Raw genomic sequence first — 19,290 nt, forward strand, 5'->3', positions numbered from 1 at the left:
ATATTTTTAAAAATTGGAGATGTAAGCCATGTATAACATTGAAATTAGAAGGCCGAATTCGAATGATTTAGATGAATTACATTTGTTTTTTCGTCTTGTTATTACTAATACATTTAAAAACGAAGGGTTATCACATCTATTAGATGACATAGAAAATGAAATTAACTCGAAAAAGAAATATTTAAAAAATGATTTTGATAGTAATGGAGAAAGTCGTTACTTTTTATTAGCAATAGATACAAGTAACGATAAAATCATTGGAACGATTGAAATCGGTCCAGCAAGTACATTGATTAATAGTTGTACAGACGGTGTACTTAAGGATTTGTATGAAATAGGAACTGTATTTATACTTCCGGAGTATCAAAGAAAAGGTATAGGGAGTTTACTGCTAAATACAATGTATCTTACATTACTTAGCAGAGGAATAACCGAATGCTGTTTAGATAGTGGATACAAAAAAGCACAAAGTATATGGACAAAAAAGTTTGGAAAACCTAGTTATGTGCTGAAGGATTATTGGGGCGAATCAAACGATCATATGATTTGGAAAAAAAATTTACATGATATACCTATAATATTTGAATTATAAAATGAAATATCTCTCTTAACATAGCTTTTCTTACATACTTATGCTATTATTTATCTTTATAATAAAAGAGGACGTGAATGAACTTGATTAAAATTAATATTCCTGAAGCTGATGTTTCAATTACTGAACGTAACCAAGTTATTAAAGGAGACGAGCCATTAATTACTCCAATTAACGGTTTTATCGATTTCCACTTGTTCCCTAGAGATAAAGGCGGCATTTTTATGTTTTACAATATTAATGACGAACTTCTTTTCGTAGGTAAAGCTCGTAAAATTAGACAACGTATTAAAAAGCATTTTGAAGATAATGTTTCACCAATCAAAAATAATCGTGATGAAGTATACCGTATCGATGCATGTATCGTAGAAGATCCAACTGAAAGAGAAATTTACGAAACATACATCATTAATAAGTACAAAGCGAAATATAACGTTGATAAAGTGTTTTATAAATAAACAACATTAGCGAAATGAAACAATCCTAGTACATACACTAGGATTGTTTTTATTTATATAGCTTTGTAATTTTTGTCCGTAATGATTTTCCTCGCATTTGTTCCTCCTTATAAGGGAATAGATTATTTAATCGGCAGAATTTTTTCGTATTTTAAAGTAATGAGCGGCAATTAAACAAAGTACCCCTATAAATAACATAATAATTCCAAAAGTTTTATGCTTTCCTTCGAAGAAAGGTATGTCTGTAATTACATTTGTCATACATAAGCCTAAGAACACAAGAATTGGTCCAATCCAAAGTAATATGTTGCCTAATTTTGTGTGTTTCTCCATGTAAACCCTCCTTTTTTACATATATATCCATATTTATCGCAATCCATAACTTCTAAATAAAGGTTAAAGTAAATCCCCAAGAGAAATATATTTTCTTTCATAACAAAAATTAAAGCATCATATATTGGTACAAGCAAATGAGAAAGGAGATCATCATGAATTGGCTAGAAGCTTTTATTTTAGGAATTATTCAAGGGCTGACAGAGTTTTTACCTATAAGCAGTACAGGTCACCTATATTTAGGGCGACATATTTTTCAGTTAGATGAGGCAGGTTTGTTTTTAGATACGATGCTGCATATAGGGACGTTACTTGCGGTGTTTATTTATTATAGAAAAGAATTTATTTATTTAATAAAAAATCCATTTTCAAAGCTTATGCTATTACTTATTGTCGGGACGATACCTGCGGTTGTAATCGGCTTATTATTTAAAGACTTTTTTGAAGATATTTCAAAAACAGGTATAACAATAGGTTGGGAGTTTTTAGTGACGGGTTTATTTCTTTATATGGCCGATAAACAAAAGAACGGTCGTAAAAAAATGAATGATATTACATATAAAGATGCATTCATAATTGGTTCATTTCAAGCAGTAGCTATATTTCCAGCAATTTCCCGTTCTGGAATGACAATTGTCGCTGCATTATGGAGAAAGTTAGACCGCGAAACAGCGGCGTACTTTTCCTTTTTATTATCAACACCAGCTATTGTCGGAGCTATCATCTTGCAATTTGCAGATGTTTTTCAAGGGAAAGCTGAATCTATTTCTAGTACATCACTAATTGTCGGAACATTATCAGCAGCGTTCTTTGGTTACATAGCAGTTTCATGGATGATTCAATATTTAAAACGTCATTCTTTAAAAGTATTCGCGTATTACGTATGGGGATTAGGTATTTTAATTTTAATGTTGCAATTCACACAGGTGTTTTAAATATAATTATCAAGGAATTATTAGTTAAGATCCTGTTCCATTCATACACGACAGGATCTCTTTTCATTAAGGGGGAAAAAATGTTTACTAAGGCTATTGTTATTGGTGGAAGTATCGCAGGAAAACTCGCCGCAAAGGCTTTATCAAATACGTTTGAAGAAGTAATCATTGTAGAAGCTGGTGAAGAATGGGATGGAAATGGTCCGCGAAAAAGAGTTCCGCAAAGTAATCATCCGCATGTGTTATTAAAAGGCGGCGAAGAAGCACTTGAGGAGTTGTTTCCTAACATTACTAATGAATTAATTGAAGCAGGTAGCATCGTAAATAACTTTACTCGCGATTTAAAATGGCATCAGTTCAGCCTATGGAAGCAGCCTTTCAAAGGCGAAATAAATATGATTCAACAAAGTCGTCTTCTGTTAGAATCGCATATTCAAAAACGAATTGAACAAGTTTCAAATGTTACTTCGAAGTATGAAATGTTGGTTGAAGGATTACTAGTAGATAACAAACTTAATAAAGTCTATGGAATAACAGCTAAATGTTTGAAAACAGGAATGAAAGAAGAATTTCATGCAGATCTTGTTGTTGATGCAAGTGGATTTGGTTCGAAAAGTATAGATTGGTTACAAGAATACAATTTCGAAGTACAAGAAGAGAAAGTAAGAATTGATTTGTTTTACGCAACTAGAATGTTTAGGCTCAAAGAAAAAGAGAAATTAGACTGCTGTAATATGCTTATGTCTCCAAGTTTTCCTGAGAATCCTTATGGTGTTCTAATTCAAACGATTGAAGATGATCGTTATTTTGTTACTTTTAGTGGATATGCGAATGAAAAAGCACCGCAAACAGATGATGAATTTTATGATTTTGCTGAAAACCTATCAATCACTAATGTTACAGAGTTTCTAAACAAATCTGAGGCGATTACCGATATAAAAACGTACAAAATTCCATATCAAGTACGCAGGCGATTTGATCTAGTTAATAATTTGCCTGAAGGATTGTTAGTAGTTGGAGATGCGCATTGTCGTTTTGATCCAGTTTTCGGACAAGGTGTTTCAGTTGCAGCTATGGAAGCTCACCAATTGCAACTAATTCTTCAAGGGAGAAAAAGGCTTGATAAAACATTAACTCGAGAGTTTTATAGGAAGACTGCTATGATTATCAAAACACCTTGGGAAATGACCACAACGGAGATAGCACGTCATCCTAAGTTACAGAAAGAATTAACTACGAAACAAAAATTTCAGCAATGGTATACGAAACAAATATATCAACTTTCTGCAAGTGATTCTGATATTTATATTCGGTTAGTCAGAGTTATGAACTTAATTCGTAGTCCATTTCATCTTTTTCATCCTAGAGTATTACTTACTGTATTACTCAGACGAAAGAAATAGCAGGAAAATTATCGTTTAAAAAAGAATGTATAACAGTTAGTAAATCAAGAAGGGGTAAACGGGATGGAAATATACATAGAACAATTAAAGAATCAAGACGCTGAAGATTTATTTAATTTTGAACTCACGAACAAATCATTTTTTGAAACAATGGTACCAAGTCGTGGCTCTAATTATTACGTGTATGAATACTTTCAAAAGCAACTTGCCGAACTATTAAAAGAACAAACTGAGGGGATTTCTTATTTTCATCTCATACGTAATACAGAAAAAGAAATTGTAGGACGTATCAATTTAGTTGATGTAGATAAGGAAAAACGAATTGGGTCGTTAGGCTACCGAGTTGGAGAGGATTTTACAAAAAAAGGAGTTGCAGCAGCATCTGTAAAATTGATTTTGGCTCAAGCAAGAGTCTATGAAATTAATGAAATACATGCTATGACAACAACAAATAACATAGCTTCACAAATTGTATTAGAAAAGAACGGATTTTCTCGTGAAAAGGAAGCGGAGACAACTACTGTAGATTTAAACGGAGAAAACGTAAATTTCGTACATTATATTTGGAGGACTACTAAGGGTTAAAAATAATAGGGAGGGACATGTACATGAAGGATTTACGTTATCCAATAGGTCAATTTACTTACGTAGGAACTATTACAGAAGAAATAATTGATAAATGGATTCAAGAAATAGAGGATTTACCTAATGAACTAGCAAGAGCGATAAAAGATTTAGATCAGAAGCAGTTAGATACACCGTATCGCGTCGGTGGATGGACTGTTCGCCAAGTTGTTCATCATGTTGTTGATAGTCATATGAATAGCTACATACGCTTTAAATTAGCACTGACAGAAAAGAATCCAACTATTAAACCGTACAAAGAAGAAAAATGGGCAGAGCTACCTGACTCGAAATTACCAGTAGATGTTTCACTTGTAATGCTAGATTCATTACATAAAAGATGGATTAACTTATTATATTCTTTAGAACCGGCAGATTTAGAAAAGACATTTAATCATCCTGAATCAGGAGAAACAAAACTTGCTGCTGCAATTGGACTATATGCATGGCACGGTCGTCATCATACAGCTCATATTACTTCTTTAAGAGAGCGTTTAAATTGGTAACATTAGAGAAGGCGACAGAAATTGATGCAGCAGTTTTATTTCAAATGCAAATAGACTCATTTAGTCCTTTATTAAATAAATATAAAGACTATGAAACAAATCCAGCAAATGAATCTATTGAAAAAACTATTTTAAGAATAAATAATCCGAGCAACAACTTTTATAAGATGATAATAGATTCGAACCTTGTTGGAGCGATATGTATATCCCAAAAAGAAAGACCTTATAAATTTTGGATCAGTCCAATGTTCATTCATCCAATCTATCAAGGGAAAGGAATCGCTAAGAAGGTACTTATTTTAATTGAAGAGATGTTTCCAGAAGCACGGAGTTTTGAACTTGCTACGATTTTAGAAGAAGAAAGAAATTGTTTTCTATACGAAAAAATGGGGTATAAAAGAACAGAAGTAATAAAGAAATTAAATGATAAAACTACACTTATTTATTACAAAAAAGAAAGGTAAAGCATTTGAAATACGCTTTACCTTTTTATGTTATTTTAGATTAAATATACAAAAACAACGCATATTCTTCCAAAATACTCGGGTTAGTAATTTCGATAATGAATAAATATGCGGAAAGGCGTTATTTCGTCGTATATGTTACTAACGCTTTTTGAATGCTTAAAATACTATCGTCACCTTTAAATTCTTTCGTAATTGGATCATCCATACTAGATACCCAAATTTTAAGCTCTGCATCTAAATCAAAATGCCCAGCTGTTTCAATGCTAAATTGTGTAATGCTTTTATAAGGAATAGAATGATACTCTGTTTTTTTACCTGATATTCCTTGTTTATCTACTAAAATAAGACGACGATTTGTAAATACGATTAAATCACGAATTAATTTATAAGCATGCTCAACTTTCTCATCGTCTAGCATAATCTTTTCTAAATCACGTTCAACGCTTTCTGTACTCGCACTTGATGCATTTCCTAAAATACCACTAAATAAACCCATATGAAATTCCTCCTTTATAATATGTGGAATGAGTTTCTTATATTGTACCATGCGAATGGCTAATAGATTATGACATTGCTTCAATAGTTTTTTGTTATTATTGCAACCAATTTATATAACCTCATCCTAAAATCTTGTGCTAACATATAATTAAGAAAACAGAAGTAGAGGGATATAGCATGAAAAATATCGGTTTAGTATTAGAAGGCGGCGGAATGAAAGGATTATATACTGCAGGAGTACTCGAATATTTTATGGAAAGGGAATTATTCTTTCCGTATGTGGTCGGTGTATCCGCCGGAGCGTGTATGGGAGCAACATATTTGTCACGTCAAAAAGGAAGAAATAAAAAAGTGAATACAGAGCTAGTAGCAGATCACAGGTATATATCTTATCGAAACTTAATTCAAAAACGTGAATTATTTGGAATGGATTTTTTATTTGATGAAGTACCAAACAAAATTGTACCGTTTGATTTTCAAACATTCCTAAATTCAAATGAACAGTTTGTAATCGGAACGACTGATTGTGAATCAGGACAGGCAGTTTATTATAATAAAACAGAACATGGAAATGATATTTTAAAAATTATTCGTGCATCAAGCTCTGTGCCGTTTATAGCACCTGCTGTAGAATATGATAATCGAAAATTGTTAGATGGAGGGATTATAGATCCTATTCCAGTTTTTAAAGCGCAAAATGATGGTTATTTAAAAAACGTTGTTATAATGACAAAGCCAGAAGGATACGAGAAGCAGCGTAATAAATTTTCTGGACTAGCTAAAATTTTATATAGAAGATATCCAAAAATCGCAGAGCATTTAGTAGAACATTATCGTTTTTATAATGAAACTGTATCTTATATGAATCACAACGAACACAAAGATAATTTTTATGTAATTCAGCCAAGCGCACAGCTTCCTATAAGCGGAATAGAAAGAAATAAAGAGAAACTTGTTAACCTATATAATCTCGGCTATACAGATGCTCAATATCATTATGAAAAATTATTAAATTGGATAGAGAAATAAAGGGGTGGAAAGTTGCTATTAGGTAAAAAGGTTATTTTTAATGAATTGCAGAAAATGCATAGTCCGCTGCTTAAACCGTTTCCGAATTGTGACCTTCGAAAAATACGAAAAGATTTTAATAATATGTTTACAGAAGATGATTGCATAAGCGCTGATTTAAATTATTATTGGATGCATACAGCAGGTACTTTAAGTTACATACTTAATAACAACGAAAAGGAGATTGTGTTTGATCAAATAAAGTGGCTAAAGAAATCGTTTTTTGAATGGTTTCCGCAATATCGTTTTATAGAAACAGAAATTGTGAAGTATCCCATTTTGTATAGAGATTTCATGAATTATGAGAAGGCCCGGAAACTATTACTGTATTATCTTACTGAATAAAAATAAAAACGTACAAGTTATGCTGCTTGTGCGTTTTTTTGTTCATAAAAAATACAATTTTAATACCTTGTTTATATAGGGATTCTAATACGAAGAAAGAAGTACATATAGAATGATGTAAAGGAGGGAGAGGCGTTTAGATACCGTTTTCCTTTAATCCATTATCCAATTCGAATATAGTTAGTTATTTATGATAAAATATTTCGAGTGAAATCAAGTACTTATTATATCCAGTATTAAATAAGTTAAGCCAGGAGGAACAATAGTAACATGGAAAACGTGTCAAATATAGATAAATTGGAATCAATAAAATCTTTACAATCGACAATTCGTAAACTTGAAAATGCTTTTTCACAGATGACTCAAAAGGGAGCAAATACTACCTTAGTGAAAAAAAGGCTTAAAGCCATTTGTATAGGGCTAGCAGTGTTAGAGAACGTGTGGAATCAAGAAAGTCATCGGTATAGCCAAGAAGAGTTAGCAGAAGCTTGTAATATCCTTGCTGGTTTGCTTCCATCAATTGAGAGAGCCTATGATAAGTCTAAGGCTGGTAGTCCTCAAAGAACACTTTTAGAAAGAAGAATAAAAGCGTTGGAACTTTCTATTCAGGCAATTGATAAACCTTCTAAATAAATAACTCATCTAAATACATAACATACTAATCCTAAATTTTATAAAAGCAATCTAGTGAAAAGAAAGAAATACAAAGGAGGCAGATGGGTGACTTCAATAATTAGTCCTAAGTTAGAGGAGCTTAATAATCAATTAAAAAAAGGAAACGAGAAGCAATTTATACTTTTTTGCATGAAATAAAGTCAAATAATACGCCACTAATAGAACAATGTCCTGTAGAAAATCAGTATAAGCTTATAACGTATATATGGTTAGGGGATCAAAAAACTGAAAACGTTTATGTATTCGGTAGTTTTCCTGGTTGGGATCTGTCTGTAAATCAACTACAACGGTTGTTACAGACAGATATTTGGTATGTAACGTTTAGGACGGATGAGAGTTTTATTTCAACGTACTATTTTTCAGTAAACGATTTTTTCGAAAATGATTGGATAAAGCGCAGTGAAAAGTACCAACTAGATCGATTTAATAAAAATACATTTGGAGAAGATGCCAATAAAGCGTCTGTGTTAAACATAGGAATGGAAGTACAGTATAGCAGTCGTTTTCCTTCAGATCATTATCCATCTGGAAAAATTGAAACATATTCTTTTCATAGTACGATTTTAAATGACACACGTAAAATTTATATTTATACGCCTCATGACTATTCTCACACTTCACATCTTCAAGAACTTCTCATTGTGTTTGATGGGAATTCATTCATTAATAACCTTTCAATCGCAAGAACACTCAATTATTTAATATACGAAAAAGAAATCCCATCTTGTATTGCTGTTGCAATAGAACCCGTTGATCGACTAGAAGAGCTAACTTATAACGATAAAATGAATACATTTTTAACGGAGGAACTACTTCCATGGATTCAAGCTAGGTATCACGTATATCAAGAAAAGAATCATACAACAATTGCTGGTTTCAGTCTTGGTGGCTTAGCAGCTTTTTATGCAGCGCTTCAAAATCCACATGTTTTCGGAAACGTGTTGTCAATGTCTGGATCCGTGCATTGGAAAAAGGATGGTTATGAAAATCAAATTCCTTGGATTGAAAATCAAATTTCATCTATAGATTCTAATACGAGTCAACCTCATTTTTACATAGCAGCAGGAGAACTTGAAAACAAACCTCTTTTAACGGCTAATAGACGCCTGTATAAAGCTTTAAAAGAAAAAGGATACCGAATTACTTATGAAGAGTTTCAAGGCGGTCATGACGGTGTTTGGTGGCGAGAAAAGTTATTTGATGGGTTGAAAGCATTGAAACATACAAAAACCACACTATAAAATAAAAAGGAGAGAGAATCTATGAATCAAGATGAGCTAGATAAAAAACTTAAAAAACAAGAAATTTTAGTTAAAGATGAAAAAGTTTGGTCGTTCACGTATGAGGATCATATTAGCTCTATCGTTAAACAGGCAGAAAAGACAGGAGCGTTTAATGATTTACCTGGGAAAGGGAAACCTCTTAATCTTGATAAAAATCTTTCGTATAATCCTGACAAGCAACTTTATAGAACTTTGAAAAATAATCATGTTTTGCCTAGGTGGATTGAACTTTCAAAGGAAATAGATCATCTAAAAGAAAATTTAAAAGAACTAACGGATAATGTAGAAGCAGCTATGTTAATTACAACTATTAATAAAAAGGTCTCAGAACATAATTTACTTTGTCCGCCAAGTGCGCAAAAAATGAGGGTTAAAACGGATATTTAACGATTTTCAATGAAGTTATCTGTTGCTATATAATTAAGTAGGGCATTTTCAATTCATTATTAAGGGGAGGCAAATGTAATGAAGAATACGTATCAACTTCAAATTCCGAAAGAACTAGAGCAGTATCGTAGTATTTTAGAAGAAAGTGTGAAACCTTATATTAAAGCGTCTGGAATATTAGCAGAGACAACGCTTTTTGAGAGTAAATTTGGTGGTTATCCGTATTTACCTATAGATCAAGAGCATCCTAAAGATTCAAATGGACAACCTATGATGTTACTTGCACAGCTAAACTTTGAAGAAATGCCGCATGTTGAATATATGCCTCAAAAGGGTATGCTACAGTTTTTCGTAAGTGCTGAAGATGAGCTTTACGGAGCAGATTTTGATCATCCAACAATCCAAAAAGACTTTCGAATTATTTATCATTCTACAATTATAGAAGATTTAAATAAGGTTATTACTGATTTTAGTTATTTAAACACTTCAGAATTAGAGGACTTTATCATACCTGAAGCAGCGAAATTAAAGTTTGAATTGGGTTATCAGCCCGTAACATCAAGGGATTATCGATTTGAAAAGATGTTTAGTGAGGAAATTGATTGGGAAGAAATTGTTGATGAAGAAAATAATACAGAATTAGGCGAACTGTATGATGATTTATGTAAAGATCAAGGGCATAAAATTGGTGGTTATCCATTTTTCACACAGACAGATCCAAGGGAATGGGAAGAAAAATACCAGCAACATGATATATTATTGCTGCAAATCGATACAGATGATTCATTAAATATTATGTGGGGAGATTCTGGTGTTGCTAATTTCTTTATAAAGAAAGACGATTTATTAAATCTAGATTTTTCCAATGTTATTTACAATTGGGATTGTTACTAAAAATAGATAAATGGATTACTAGCTAGCAAAAGAAATCTTCCTGAAGGTGAGGAGGATTTTTTTACGTTAAAAATAAACGTTATGTTAACTAGAATGAAGAATACAATGAAAGTCAAGTGTAAATAAAAGAAATAACAACAAAAATATAAAATAATAAAACATATGTAATTAGCAATAAATCTGCAAAGCAAAACATAAAATGAAATTTATCATTTGTATAGAAAAATTTATTTCGCATAAAAAAAATTCCGTGCTAATCAAAATTATTTTTGATTCGTTAAACGATAATTAATCGATTAAGATTTGCTGTGATTAATTTATAGCAAAATAAACGATAAAAACTGTAGAAATTCATTTAGATAAGATTTTATGTGAATCTCATTAAAAATCCCCGTTTCGTCTCATTAAGTATAGTTTACTTGGTTTTTGATACAGATAAACACTTACTCTATATAACTTCGTATAATATATATTATGTTAACTAGTAAAAAGTAATAAACCTATTATATATTAGTTATGGTTGTTAGCCTCCCCTTTTTAATTTGGTTCATAATGTGTTGTAGATTGTGTGGTTATTTGTTTTTTAAGTTATTTATGTTGTGTTATTGATAAGAATGTTTCCGTGTATAATTTATATTTTAGTTAATAAAAAACGCAATTCGTTTAAAGTGAACGAATTGCGTTGATATGATTAAGAATAAGTTTTTAAAATTAGTTTGCTACAGCAATTGCTTCGATTTCAATTAATAAGTTATCGTTAATTAACTTTCTAACTTCTACAGCTGAACTTGCTGGTGGATTCTTAGTATCAATGTATTGATCTCGAACATCTCTAACAATGGCCATTTGAGAAATATCTGTTAAGAAAAATGTTAATTTTACTACATCATTAAAATTTAATTCTGAAGCTTCTAATGCTACTTTAATATTTTCAAATACTTGGCGCGTTTGTGTACCTAAATCTCCATGCCCAACTATATGACCATCAACATTAATCGCTACTTGTCCTGATATGTAAATTGTCCGTGTAGCGTTACTAACCTCAACAATATGTGAGTATCCAAAAGTTGCTGGCATAGTTTCCGGGTTAATAAATTTCTTTTGCAAGGTGCATCTCCCCTATTTATATCGTATTTTCTTCATGTTTGATTTTAGATGAATATCTATTTTACAAATGATTTTTCACATATCCTTCTGCTACATATGTGGAGTTATAATACGCTGCTTATATTTATAAAATTAGGTATTTAATAGATTATATATGTTTGATTTTCTTGAGTGCTGATACTAATTATGCCTTGTTTTATTAATTCTTCAGTTATTTTTGTATAGAAAAAGTGATACCACCAAATAAAAAATTCTTCGTAAGTTATTTCTTTTGCGTATCTGCTGCTTGCAAAGTATTCTTTTAAAGGTTTCTCATTTTCTTTACATAATAAGATCAAATCTTTACTGATTGTGTTCGCGATTTCGTTAAGTATAGATAAATCTTTAGCTTTAAACACTGGGATAATTCATTGCGAATTTTTATATAAGCCTAATTTTTCGTATAATACATTTGAATTTAAGTCTACTTGTCTATCTACTGCTACAAAATTTTTAACTAATTGTTTTTTGTATAATTAATATCAGTAATAGCATCGTGAAAATATTCTTCAAACGTTTCTTTATTCGCAGTTATTAAATTCAAAGTTGTATATCGAGTGTTTCCATAAAGACCAATTTGATATTCCCCTAAATCCAAATACGTATTACCATACATTCCAAAGGACTCTTTGTCTGTTTGTTCTTGTTCTATAATCGCATAATAATATCTTTTATTGTTTCTCAAAGGCCGTTCTGTTTCTAAATAGTTTTCCTCAATGTTAATTATTTGTCCAAAATCTAATAACACACCACTATATAGTAAAAGACTATACGATTCTTTAGGTAAATGATTAAATGTCTCGATTCTTTTAGACATAGCATCAATTTGATTAGAATGCTTTTCAATTATGTTAAGTGCAGTTTTAATTAGAGGCTCACATAGGTTATACAGTTTTTCTCCTTCATTAGCTGTTATAACCATACATGTTGGATAGTAACTCCCTTCTGTCTCATTCAATAAACCTCCTAGTTCTAATGCGTGCATTTGTTTTTCGAATTCCTCGTTAGTCCAATTTAGCTTCGTTTTTATAGTATTTGATTCTATGCCCAGATGGAGCATTACAAGTAAATATTGAAGGCTTGTTCCGCTTATTTTTAAAGTTGGATAATTGTCAACTTATGAAATCATTTTTGTCTCATAACTTGTTTTAAGTATTTTCTCCGGAGTATAATTAGCAAGGATTTTAAAATACCTTCTTTTTTAGTAATTTAATTGTAAAACCTATGTATTTACTATGTTCTATAAATAAAAATTAGTATCCTTTAATGATTTCAAATAAAAAACCTTAGTATAGCTATGTTGATACCTATACTAAGGTTATCTAGAATTCTATATTTAATTATTGATATTTAATAGTTTACATTTAGACTTCTTTTTTCTTTCTTCTAGCATTTATAGACTCTCCTTCCTGTGGATAATTAGTTACCTATCTGCTTCTATAACATATAAAGAAACATACGGTCTTTGTTGTTTATAAGAAAGAATGTACTTAAACAAAACAATTCACAAATACATAATATTAGTTTTAGCTGCTGCTAAATGAATTCTATTTTTTATATATAAATAATAAATTTGAAGAATTTATGAAATGTACTGCATTTAAGATGAAAGGTAAAATGATTTCGTTTAAACTACAATTAGCTACAATAACAACATACGTATATTGTTAAACGTAAAAAGGAGAACTAATGAAAAAGAAATATATGAATCAAATTCCGACTGATGTAAGTTTTAATCCGAAAGATATTATCGGTTTAATGACTGATTACTTTAAAATGAAAACAAAGCTACGTCCTGTAAAGAATTTACCTATTGTTTTATCGAATAAAAATAATGAATCTTTAGAGAGTGTGACATGGTTTGGGCACTCTGCTTCTCTTTTGAAAATAGAAGGTAAAAAATTGTTATTAGACCCTATGTTTGGAGATGCCTCTTCCCCATTTCCTGTGTTTAATAGTAAGCGGTATAGTGGTGCTTTTTCTTTAGAACATGATGAACTTCAAGAAATTGATGCGATTATCATTTCTCATAATCACTATGATCATTTAAATTACAAAAGTATTATGCGGTTAAAAGATTATGCGAAGCATTTTTATGTCCCGATTGGAGTTGCGCGTTATCTTATTAAATGGGGTGTTTCACCTAATAAAATTAGTGAACATAATTGGTGGGATGAAATTACGTTTGATAATATTAAGTTAGTTTGCGCTCCTGCAAGGCATTTCTCTGGACGAAGTATGACAGATAAAGATCGTTCTTTATGGTGTTCATGGCTTATTCTTGGTCAAGAAACTAAAGTCTTCTTTAGCGGTGATAGCGGTTATGCGCCTCACTTTAAGGAAATTGGTGAGAAATATGGTCCATTCGATCTTACTTTAATGGAATGCGGGCAGTACGATACGAGATGGTCTGCTATTCATATGTTGCCAGAAGAAACAGTACAAGCTCATATTGACGTTAAAGGAGAATTGCTTGTTCCTATTCATTGGGGTGCTTTTACGTTAGCATTACATGAATGGAGTGATCCAATTGAACGTGTTACGAAAGAAGCAAATCGTTTAGGGGTTAATATTGCAACGCCACAAATCGGTGAAGCTATTACGTTACAATCTAAAGATTATCCTACGGCTGCTTGGTGGCGAGAAGTGTAAGTATAATAAAAAGCGAACCAATTTAATATTGATGGTTCGCTTTTTATTCATTTATGACTCATCTATTAAAATTCTTTGTTTTATCTACTGGAATTGCATTTTTCATCTTTTCTGTTGTCCAATATCCTGTAGGGTCTTCCATATCGTTTGAATCTTGAATAGCCGATGGGATATTGGGAGCTTTTTTCACTTGAGTAAGAGTATCTTTTTCGCTAGAGGCTGCCAATGCTAAGTAAATAATTAAAGGTATTATAATAGTAATACTAGTTATATATATCCAAAATAATTGATTTCCTTTTTTCATGAGCTCCTCCTTCTATTACATACTAATCTCCCCTAATTACTACTTTACTATATTTGCTTTCCTGCTATTTAAAATACTCTCCCTCACGTTAAATTTTATCTTTAGTTTCACTTCGACTACATTAGCTATTTTCTGTTACTGCTTACACTAATTTATGTATTGAATCTAATGGGCTGGTCTGCTTAGCTAATTCTTTATTCTTATACTCTACTAATTTATGATTTGATAAAACGCAAGAGTGCTCTAATATTAATTCATTATAAAGTACTTCAGTTAAAAATTTAGGTATCATCTCTCCTACGCCGTAATTATAGTCACTTAGAATCCAAGATACCTCTTTCCAATCTAGAATTCCTTCTGAGACTTTTTTTGGAGTGTGATATGTAAATTCATTAAGTAGCTTTACTAAATAGACATACATGCCACCAGAATATGAGGGATCCTCCCATTTAATAATGCCTTTAAATTGAATTTGATTTTGTTCAACATCTATATTTGTTTCTTCTTTTATTTCACGAATTGCATTTTCTAACGGTGTTTCTCCTTTTTCTATCTTCCCTCCTACACCATTCCATAATCCTTTTACAGGATCATATTCTCTATTTAGCATAAGTATTTCTTCATTTCTTTTTATAAAACATAAAGTGTGCTTGTACATAATTTAATTCCTTCCTTTGTTCTCAATAAGTTCTAACAGGCGATATTAAATATACTGCTGCAGATTGTTCACCTGCTTCAATTAATATCGGTCTCATGGAACCGCCAAAACTTAAAGTAACTCTATCTTCTTTTATTGCTTTTAAAGTATCGACCATATATCGTCCGTCGAAAGATATATTTAATTGCTTTTCACCGTGAATCGCATCTATTTGTTGTGTCTCGGATATTTTACCAATTTGAGAAGCGTTGGAAGAAATTTGTATTGTGCATTCGTCGATGATTTCTAAGTTAACGTTGTTGTTTGCCCATTCACTAGCCAATAAACTTGACCGATCTACACCTTGTAAAATCTTTTTTCTATCTATATTAATAATCGTTTGGGATTCATTTGGAATTAGGCCGGATATATTAGGATATTTCCCTTCAATAAGCCTTGAATACAACGTAATTGTACCGAATTTAAAAATAATGTGACTCTCTGAAAGATATATGTATACTAAATTTGAATTACTGCTCATTAATTTTAGTAGTTCACTAATAGTGGAACTTGGTACAATGCAATTTAATTTCGCATGTGAAGAAATGGGTATTTCACGTAAAGCCAGTCTGTGCGAATCAGTAGCAGCACAAATTAATTTGTTATGATCAATAACGAAATGTACGCCAGTAAGAACTGGTCTAGATTCATTTTTAGCAGTTGCAAAGACAGTTTGTTTGAATACCTCAATCAGCTGTTCCGTTTCTACTTGTATTTCTGTATGTGAGTCTAAAAATGGTACATTAGGAAATTCATTTGCCGAGAGTCTATTTAAGTTTAAAGTAATTTCATCTGATTGAATTGTAATCAACTGCTCATTCATACTTTTTATTAAAATCTCACTTGGCATTTTCTTAATAATTTCAATGAAATACTTTGCTGGTACAACAATACTTCCTGCTTTTAAAATAGTTGTAATTTGTTCGTCTTCAATTGAAATAGGTATAAATTTTTCAATGAAAATATTCGAATTACTTGCGATTAAAGTAATTCCAGATTGATCTGCTGTTATCTTTATTCCGGATAATATAGGAATTAAAGTTTTTGTTGAGATAGCTTTACTTACTTCTGAAAGAGCTTGTGTAAATTGTTTGTGATTAACGATAAACTCCATTTTTCCCCCGCCTTAAATGAAATACTATCTTTATGAAGATTGATGAATAATAGTTCCATTAAAAATATAAGGAACTGTTTCTTTCTTTTGTAAAAGGCTTTTTAAGTGTTCTGGTATACGTAAATAAGGTTCTGCTGAATCTAATTCCATCCAGATAATCTCCTCAATCTCTTTTGGCCGTGATATACAGATTTCCCCTCCGGTTATTTCTCCTAAAAAATTAAAGAAGATTGCATGATGTCCTCTCTCCTCAAAAAAGGCTTCACTAATGGAACAAACCCCTTTTACGGATATGTCTAGCCCTGTTTCTTCTTTCACTTCACGAATTGCTGCCTCTTCTAACGTTTCCCCGAATTTAACTGCTCCACCTGGTAAAGTGTAATAAGAACCATTTTCCCCTTTGTTTTTAACCATTAATAGCTTTTCATGAGTTTCATCATATAGAAGTGCGTATGTAACATTTACTTTTTTCATATGTAACCCCCTTGAATGGTGAAAATTTTCTGTCTTTATTTTATTCTATCATTAAATTGTTTTGATTCATAAAAAGTAATTTGAGTAAATAACTAATACGAAACGATATCGTGTTCATAGACACACAAAAGAAAAGAGCATATTTTGAAAAAGATTAATCATAATACACTCTTTAATGATTCATTTATAACCTTTTTTCTAAATAGTAATGATTATGCCCTTTAGGATAATCTTCACTTACCCCTATCACTTTATATCCATGCTTCTTATAAAAATTAGGGGCTTGGAAACTAAAAGTATCTAATTTGATTAGCCTACATGCTTTTTTTATTGCAAATTCTTCAATAAGATTCATTAAATTGCTTCCATAACCTTCATGCCTGTATTCTTCAGAAACCCATAGGAAGTCAACATATACATGGTGCCAAAATGTGATTGCCGTTATCCCTCCTACTATTTCTTCTTTTTCATTCTTCACTATAAAACTAATCTTTTCTGAAGGTGTTTTTTCTTCATTTGAAAGTTGTTTTTGGTTATATTCAATTACTTTTTCTCTTATGTAATCACTATCTTCTTGTACCCATTGCTTTACTATTTGCATTTTAACTATCACGCCCCTTTACATTATTTATTCAATTTAATAATCGGAATTTCCTATCTTCTTTAATGTTAGATTATGAAATAAGTACAGGGAAAAAATTAGATTTTTTGAATGTCATTCATTGTTTATACATTTTTTTGTAAAGCAAAAGAGCCCTAGTATAAGGACTCTTTCTTAGCATTAAGCTATCTTTCGATTTAACGATTTGATTTCCTTCTTCTTTTCTGCATTTGGAGGGCGGATTACTATAGAGATAACGAAAGATATAACACATAGAACACCGATTGTAATGAAGGTTGGCTGAAATCCGCCAAGTAGTGCTCCAATGAATGATCCTGCAAGTGCACCAAATCCGAAACCTTGGTAAACAATCCCGTAGTTTGTACTATGATTTTTTAATCCGAAGAAGTCTCCCACAATTGCTGGGAAGATAGTGATGTTACCACCAAAGCAAAAGGCAACACTTGCTACACAAGCAAAATAAATTCCGTAATTTAGTGGAATAAAACTTAAAGTGAAGACGGATAATCCAATAATAATAAATGTAGCCGAGACGATTTTTAATCGACCTATTTTATCTGATAACGTTCCAAGAATAATTCTACCTATTGTATTAAAGATTGCAATCATTGCGACGGCATTAGCGGCCGTCGCTGCACTAAGACCAACGAGCTGCACCCCGATGTCTTTTACCATACCGATTAAATACAGTCCGCCCATACATGATGTGAATAACATGAAAAATAAGAGATATACTTGTTTCGTTTTCATCATTTCACGCGGCGTATAATCATTGTGTAATGTTTCAGTTGCAGTGTTACTTACAATTGCTTCACGTAAGAAGAATGATCCTATCAACACTAATAGTAAGACGATAATACCCCAATATAAAAATGCTTGTGATACTCCAAGACTGTTGATAAGATTTCCGTTTACATATCTAAAGATTAAGCTTCCCATTCCATATGCCGAAACAGATATACCAGAAATAAGTCCTTTACGGTTTGGAAACCATTTAATTAAATTAGATAGTGATGTAATATATGCTGTTCCATCAGCGTATCCAACGACAACACCGGCTAATAAATAAAGTAATGGTAATGAGGAAACTTGTGAACTAAGTATTAAACCGAGTCCTAAAACAATTCCTGCAGTAGCGATAAGTTTACGAAGTCCAAATTTTTGTTGTAGCTTTCCTGCAAATAGAGTTGAGAATGATAAAGAAAAACTCGTAATTGAGAACGTGATCGCGACTGAATTGAGGTTCCATCCAAACTTACTTACAAGGGGTTGATTAAATAAACTCCATGTGTAAATTGTTCCTAGGCCAATTTGAACAATGATTGTACCTAGAACAATTAGCAATGGATTTATAGATGTTTGTTTCATGCTAACTGTCCCCTTCTTTTATCATGACATGAATTTTCACAGTTAGTATATCCATGATAAATTGCAAGATACTGTACGGAAAATGGAAATTGAGTTAGCTTACACAAAAAGACACTTCATCAAGAAGTGCCTTTTTGTAGGTTATATACAGCATTTAAAGAAAGCTTTGTTAAGATAAGACATTTTCGAATGCTTTTGTATATATGTTATCAAATAATTTGCTGAAAGTGATGAGACTTAAGACGTATTTTTCTTTCATAAATAAGTCGGAGAGAAAATTAATATTCAATTTCCTCAAAGTCTTTCGGCTGCGGTACAGTTTGCATATTAGCTGCATCTTTCGGATCGCTATAAATCGCGTTTTGTTCTGTGTTTACATCCTTTATATTTTGCTTTTTATTTTTATTCACTTCATTTTTCATTAAAGTTCACTCCTTTTTATTAT

General features: G+C 31.5%; 23 protein-coding genes and 2 pseudogenes. 14 read left to right on the plus strand and 11 right to left on the minus strand.

Translation table 11 applies throughout. The features are described from left to right. Window positions 1–28 precede the first annotated feature (28 nt). Together MKX37_RS12760 and MKX37_RS12765 are read left to right on the plus strand one after the other, a co-directional pair. Complete coding sequence (locus MKX37_RS12760) at window positions 29–592, plus strand: GNAT family N-acetyltransferase (protein WP_016120271.1); 564 nt, start codon at window positions 29–31, stop codon at window positions 590–592. Window positions 593–669: 77 nt separating this feature from the next. Then, complete coding sequence (locus MKX37_RS12765) at window positions 670–1,050, plus strand: nucleotide excision repair endonuclease (protein ID WP_002013261.1); 381 nt, start codon at window positions 670–672, stop codon at window positions 1,048–1,050. Between the two features lie 126 nt (window positions 1,051–1,176). On the opposite strand, the gene MKX37_RS12770 is transcribed toward MKX37_RS12765, so the two are convergent. After that, on the minus strand, window positions 1,177–1,383 hold the full coding sequence (locus MKX37_RS12770; protein WP_002127593.1) for a hypothetical protein: 207 nt from the start codon (window positions 1,381–1,383) through the stop codon (window positions 1,177–1,179). Between the two features lie 155 nt (window positions 1,384–1,538). Between MKX37_RS12770 and MKX37_RS12775 the strand changes: the two genes are divergently transcribed. The 5 genes from MKX37_RS12775 to MKX37_RS12795 all read left to right on the plus strand — a co-directional run bounded on the left by MKX37_RS12775 (window position 1,539) and on the right by MKX37_RS12795 (window position 5,315). Beyond that, a complete protein-coding gene (locus MKX37_RS12775; RefSeq protein ID WP_002013258.1) occupies window positions 1,539–2,318 on the plus strand; it encodes an undecaprenyl-diphosphate phosphatase in 780 nt (259 codons plus the stop codon). Between the two features lie 80 nt (window positions 2,319–2,398). Further along, window positions 2,399–3,721: an FAD-dependent oxidoreductase gene (locus MKX37_RS12780; RefSeq protein ID WP_078422422.1), complete on the plus strand. Its 1,323-nt coding sequence runs from the start codon at window positions 2,399–2,401 to the stop codon at window positions 3,719–3,721. Window positions 3,722–3,784: 63 nt separating this feature from the next. Then, window positions 3,785–4,306 (plus strand): GNAT family N-acetyltransferase, encoded by a 522-nt coding sequence (locus MKX37_RS12785; protein WP_002127596.1) that lies wholly within the window; start codon window positions 3,785–3,787, stop codon window positions 4,304–4,306. Between the two features lie 23 nt (window positions 4,307–4,329). After that, entirely contained in the window at window positions 4,330–4,851 is a 522-nt protein-coding gene (locus tag MKX37_RS12790; RefSeq protein ID WP_002013255.1) for a YfiT family bacillithiol transferase, read from the plus strand. After that, window positions 4,791–5,315 carry a GNAT family N-acetyltransferase gene (locus MKX37_RS12795; RefSeq protein WP_002085328.1) on the plus strand — a complete coding sequence of 175 codons (525 nt, stop codon included), beginning with the start codon at window positions 4,791–4,793 and terminating at the stop codon, window positions 5,313–5,315. The genes MKX37_RS12790 and MKX37_RS12795 overlap by 61 nt, the downstream gene beginning before the upstream one ends. A 121-nt stretch (window positions 5,316–5,436) precedes the next feature. Here the strand turns inward: MKX37_RS12795 and MKX37_RS12800 are convergent, their stop codons facing one another. Next, window positions 5,437–5,814 (minus strand): PH domain-containing protein, encoded by a 378-nt coding sequence (locus tag MKX37_RS12800; RefSeq protein ID WP_002065713.1) that lies wholly within the window; start codon window positions 5,812–5,814, stop codon window positions 5,437–5,439. A 179-nt stretch (window positions 5,815–5,993) separates the two neighbouring features. Here MKX37_RS12800 and MKX37_RS12805 point away from each other — a divergent pair, with 179 nt between their 5' ends. The 6 genes and pseudogenes from MKX37_RS12805 to MKX37_RS12830 all read left to right on the plus strand — a co-directional run bounded on the left by MKX37_RS12805 (window position 5,994) and on the right by MKX37_RS12830 (window position 10,468). Further along, window positions 5,994–6,845, plus strand: coding sequence for a patatin-like phospholipase family protein (locus MKX37_RS12805; RefSeq protein WP_002127598.1), 852 nt, complete (start codon window positions 5,994–5,996; stop codon window positions 6,843–6,845). A 12-nt stretch (window positions 6,846–6,857) separates the two neighbouring features. Beyond that, a complete protein-coding gene (locus tag MKX37_RS12810; protein WP_002127599.1) occupies window positions 6,858–7,229 on the plus strand; it encodes a YxiJ-like family protein in 372 nt (123 codons plus the stop codon). A 270-nt stretch (window positions 7,230–7,499) separates the two neighbouring features. Next, on the plus strand, window positions 7,500–7,862 hold the full coding sequence (locus MKX37_RS12815) for a hypothetical protein (RefSeq protein ID WP_078422423.1): 363 nt from the start codon (window positions 7,500–7,502) through the stop codon (window positions 7,860–7,862). An 87-nt stretch (window positions 7,863–7,949) separates the two neighbouring features. Further along, window positions 7,950–9,145, plus strand: a pseudogene (locus tag MKX37_RS12820) (alpha/beta hydrolase-fold protein). A 21-nt stretch (window positions 9,146–9,166) separates the two neighbouring features. After that, a complete protein-coding gene (locus MKX37_RS12825) occupies window positions 9,167–9,574 on the plus strand; it encodes a DnaJ family domain-containing protein (RefSeq protein WP_003189604.1) in 408 nt (135 codons plus the stop codon). A 78-nt stretch (window positions 9,575–9,652) separates the two neighbouring features. Then, on the plus strand, window positions 9,653–10,468 hold the full coding sequence (locus tag MKX37_RS12830; protein WP_003189602.1) for a YwqG family protein: 816 nt from the start codon (window positions 9,653–9,655) through the stop codon (window positions 10,466–10,468). A 711-nt stretch (window positions 10,469–11,179) separates the two neighbouring features. Here the strand turns inward: MKX37_RS12830 and MKX37_RS12835 are convergent. Next, window positions 11,180–11,575 carry a RidA family protein gene (locus MKX37_RS12835; RefSeq protein ID WP_016127059.1) on the minus strand — a complete coding sequence of 132 codons (396 nt, stop codon included), beginning with the start codon at window positions 11,573–11,575 and terminating at the stop codon, window positions 11,180–11,182. Window positions 11,576–11,715: 140 nt separating this feature from the next. Then, window positions 11,716–12,674, minus strand: a pseudogene (locus MKX37_RS12840) (hypothetical protein). 629 nt (window positions 12,675–13,303) lie between these two features. On the opposite strand from MKX37_RS12840, the gene MKX37_RS12845 reads away from it, so the two are divergent. Further along, a complete protein-coding gene (locus tag MKX37_RS12845; protein WP_002127606.1) occupies window positions 13,304–14,266 on the plus strand; it encodes an MBL fold metallo-hydrolase in 963 nt (320 codons plus the stop codon). A gap of 58 nt (window positions 14,267–14,324) precedes the next feature. On the opposite strand, the gene MKX37_RS12850 is transcribed toward MKX37_RS12845, so the two are convergent. From MKX37_RS12850 to MKX37_RS12880, 7 genes are all read right to left on the minus strand, one after another. Further along, window positions 14,325–14,570: a hypothetical protein gene (locus MKX37_RS12850; protein WP_002127608.1), complete on the minus strand. Its 246-nt coding sequence runs from the start codon at window positions 14,568–14,570 to the stop codon at window positions 14,325–14,327. 142 nt (window positions 14,571–14,712) lie between these two features. Further along, window positions 14,713–15,228: an NUDIX hydrolase gene (locus tag MKX37_RS12855; RefSeq protein ID WP_016127061.1), complete on the minus strand. Its 516-nt coding sequence runs from the start codon at window positions 15,226–15,228 to the stop codon at window positions 14,713–14,715. A gap of 22 nt (window positions 15,229–15,250) precedes the next feature. Then, entirely contained in the window at window positions 15,251–16,381 is a 1,131-nt protein-coding gene (gene dnaN, locus MKX37_RS12860) for a DNA polymerase III subunit beta (RefSeq protein ID WP_078422501.1), read from the minus strand. 30 nt (window positions 16,382–16,411) lie between these two features. Further along, window positions 16,412–16,855 carry an NUDIX hydrolase gene (locus MKX37_RS12865; RefSeq protein ID WP_078422500.1) on the minus strand — a complete coding sequence of 148 codons (444 nt, stop codon included), beginning with the start codon at window positions 16,853–16,855 and terminating at the stop codon, window positions 16,412–16,414. A gap of 184 nt (window positions 16,856–17,039) precedes the next feature. Then, window positions 17,040–17,456, minus strand: coding sequence for a GNAT family N-acetyltransferase (locus MKX37_RS12870; RefSeq protein WP_078422499.1), 417 nt, complete (start codon window positions 17,454–17,456; stop codon window positions 17,040–17,042). Window positions 17,457–17,636: 180 nt separating this feature from the next. After that, window positions 17,637–18,845, minus strand: a complete 1,209-nt coding sequence (locus MKX37_RS12875; protein ID WP_078179189.1) for an L-lactate MFS transporter — start codon at window positions 18,843–18,845, stop codon at window positions 17,637–17,639. Window positions 18,846–19,123: 278 nt separating this feature from the next. Further along, window positions 19,124–19,267: a hypothetical protein gene (locus MKX37_RS12880; RefSeq protein WP_002013225.1), complete on the minus strand. Its 144-nt coding sequence runs from the start codon at window positions 19,265–19,267 to the stop codon at window positions 19,124–19,126. Window positions 19,268–19,290: the final 23 nt, after the last annotated feature.

Origin of the sequence: Bacillus sp. FSL R5-0709 (assembly GCF_038004785.1) — a bacterium.
GTDB lineage: Bacteria > Bacillota > Bacilli > Bacillales > Bacillaceae_G > Bacillus_A > Bacillus_A mycoides.

Coding starts and splice junctions, on each gene's coding strand:
- MKX37_RS12760 (WP_016120271.1), top strand. CDS start 29: ATGTATAACATTGAAATTAGAAGGCCGAATTCGAATGATTTAGATGAA.
- MKX37_RS12765 (WP_002013261.1), top strand. CDS start 670: ATGAACTTGATTAAAATTAATATTCCTGAAGCTGATGTTTCAATTACT.
- MKX37_RS12770 (WP_002127593.1), bottom strand. CDS start 1,383: ATGGAGAAACACACAAAATTAGGCAACATATTACTTTGGATTGGACCA.
- MKX37_RS12775 (WP_002013258.1), top strand. CDS start 1,539: ATGAATTGGCTAGAAGCTTTTATTTTAGGAATTATTCAAGGGCTGACA.
- MKX37_RS12780 (WP_078422422.1), top strand. CDS start 2,399: ATGTTTACTAAGGCTATTGTTATTGGTGGAAGTATCGCAGGAAAACTC.
- MKX37_RS12785 (WP_002127596.1), top strand. CDS start 3,785: ATGGAAATATACATAGAACAATTAAAGAATCAAGACGCTGAAGATTTA.
- MKX37_RS12790 (WP_002013255.1), top strand. CDS start 4,330: ATGAAGGATTTACGTTATCCAATAGGTCAATTTACTTACGTAGGAACT.
- MKX37_RS12795 (WP_002085328.1), top strand. CDS start 4,791: ATGGCACGGTCGTCATCATACAGCTCATATTACTTCTTTAAGAGAGCG.
- MKX37_RS12800 (WP_002065713.1), bottom strand. CDS start 5,814: ATGGGTTTATTTAGTGGTATTTTAGGAAATGCATCAAGTGCGAGTACA.
- MKX37_RS12805 (WP_002127598.1), top strand. CDS start 5,994: ATGAAAAATATCGGTTTAGTATTAGAAGGCGGCGGAATGAAAGGATTA.
- MKX37_RS12815 (WP_078422423.1), top strand. CDS start 7,500: ATGGAAAACGTGTCAAATATAGATAAATTGGAATCAATAAAATCTTTA.
- MKX37_RS12825 (WP_003189604.1), top strand. CDS start 9,167: ATGAATCAAGATGAGCTAGATAAAAAACTTAAAAAACAAGAAATTTTA.
- MKX37_RS12830 (WP_003189602.1), top strand. CDS start 9,653: ATGAAGAATACGTATCAACTTCAAATTCCGAAAGAACTAGAGCAGTAT.
- MKX37_RS12845 (WP_002127606.1), top strand. CDS start 13,304: ATGAAAAAGAAATATATGAATCAAATTCCGACTGATGTAAGTTTTAAT.
- MKX37_RS12850 (WP_002127608.1), bottom strand. CDS start 14,570: ATGAAAAAAGGAAATCAATTATTTTGGATATATATAACTAGTATTACT.
- MKX37_RS12855 (WP_016127061.1), bottom strand. CDS start 15,228: ATGTACAAGCACACTTTATGTTTTATAAAAAGAAATGAAGAAATACTT.
- dnaN (WP_078422501.1), bottom strand. CDS start 16,381: ATGGAGTTTATCGTTAATCACAAACAATTTACACAAGCTCTTTCAGAA.
- MKX37_RS12865 (WP_078422500.1), bottom strand. CDS start 16,855: ATGAAAAAAGTAAATGTTACATACGCACTTCTATATGATGAAACTCAT.
- MKX37_RS12870 (WP_078422499.1), bottom strand. CDS start 17,456: ATGCAAATAGTAAAGCAATGGGTACAAGAAGATAGTGATTACATAAGA.
- MKX37_RS12875 (WP_078179189.1), bottom strand. CDS start 18,845: ATGAAACAAACATCTATAAATCCATTGCTAATTGTTCTAGGTACAATC.
- MKX37_RS12880 (WP_002013225.1), bottom strand. CDS start 19,267: ATGAAAAATGAAGTGAATAAAAATAAAAAGCAAAATATAAAGGATGTA.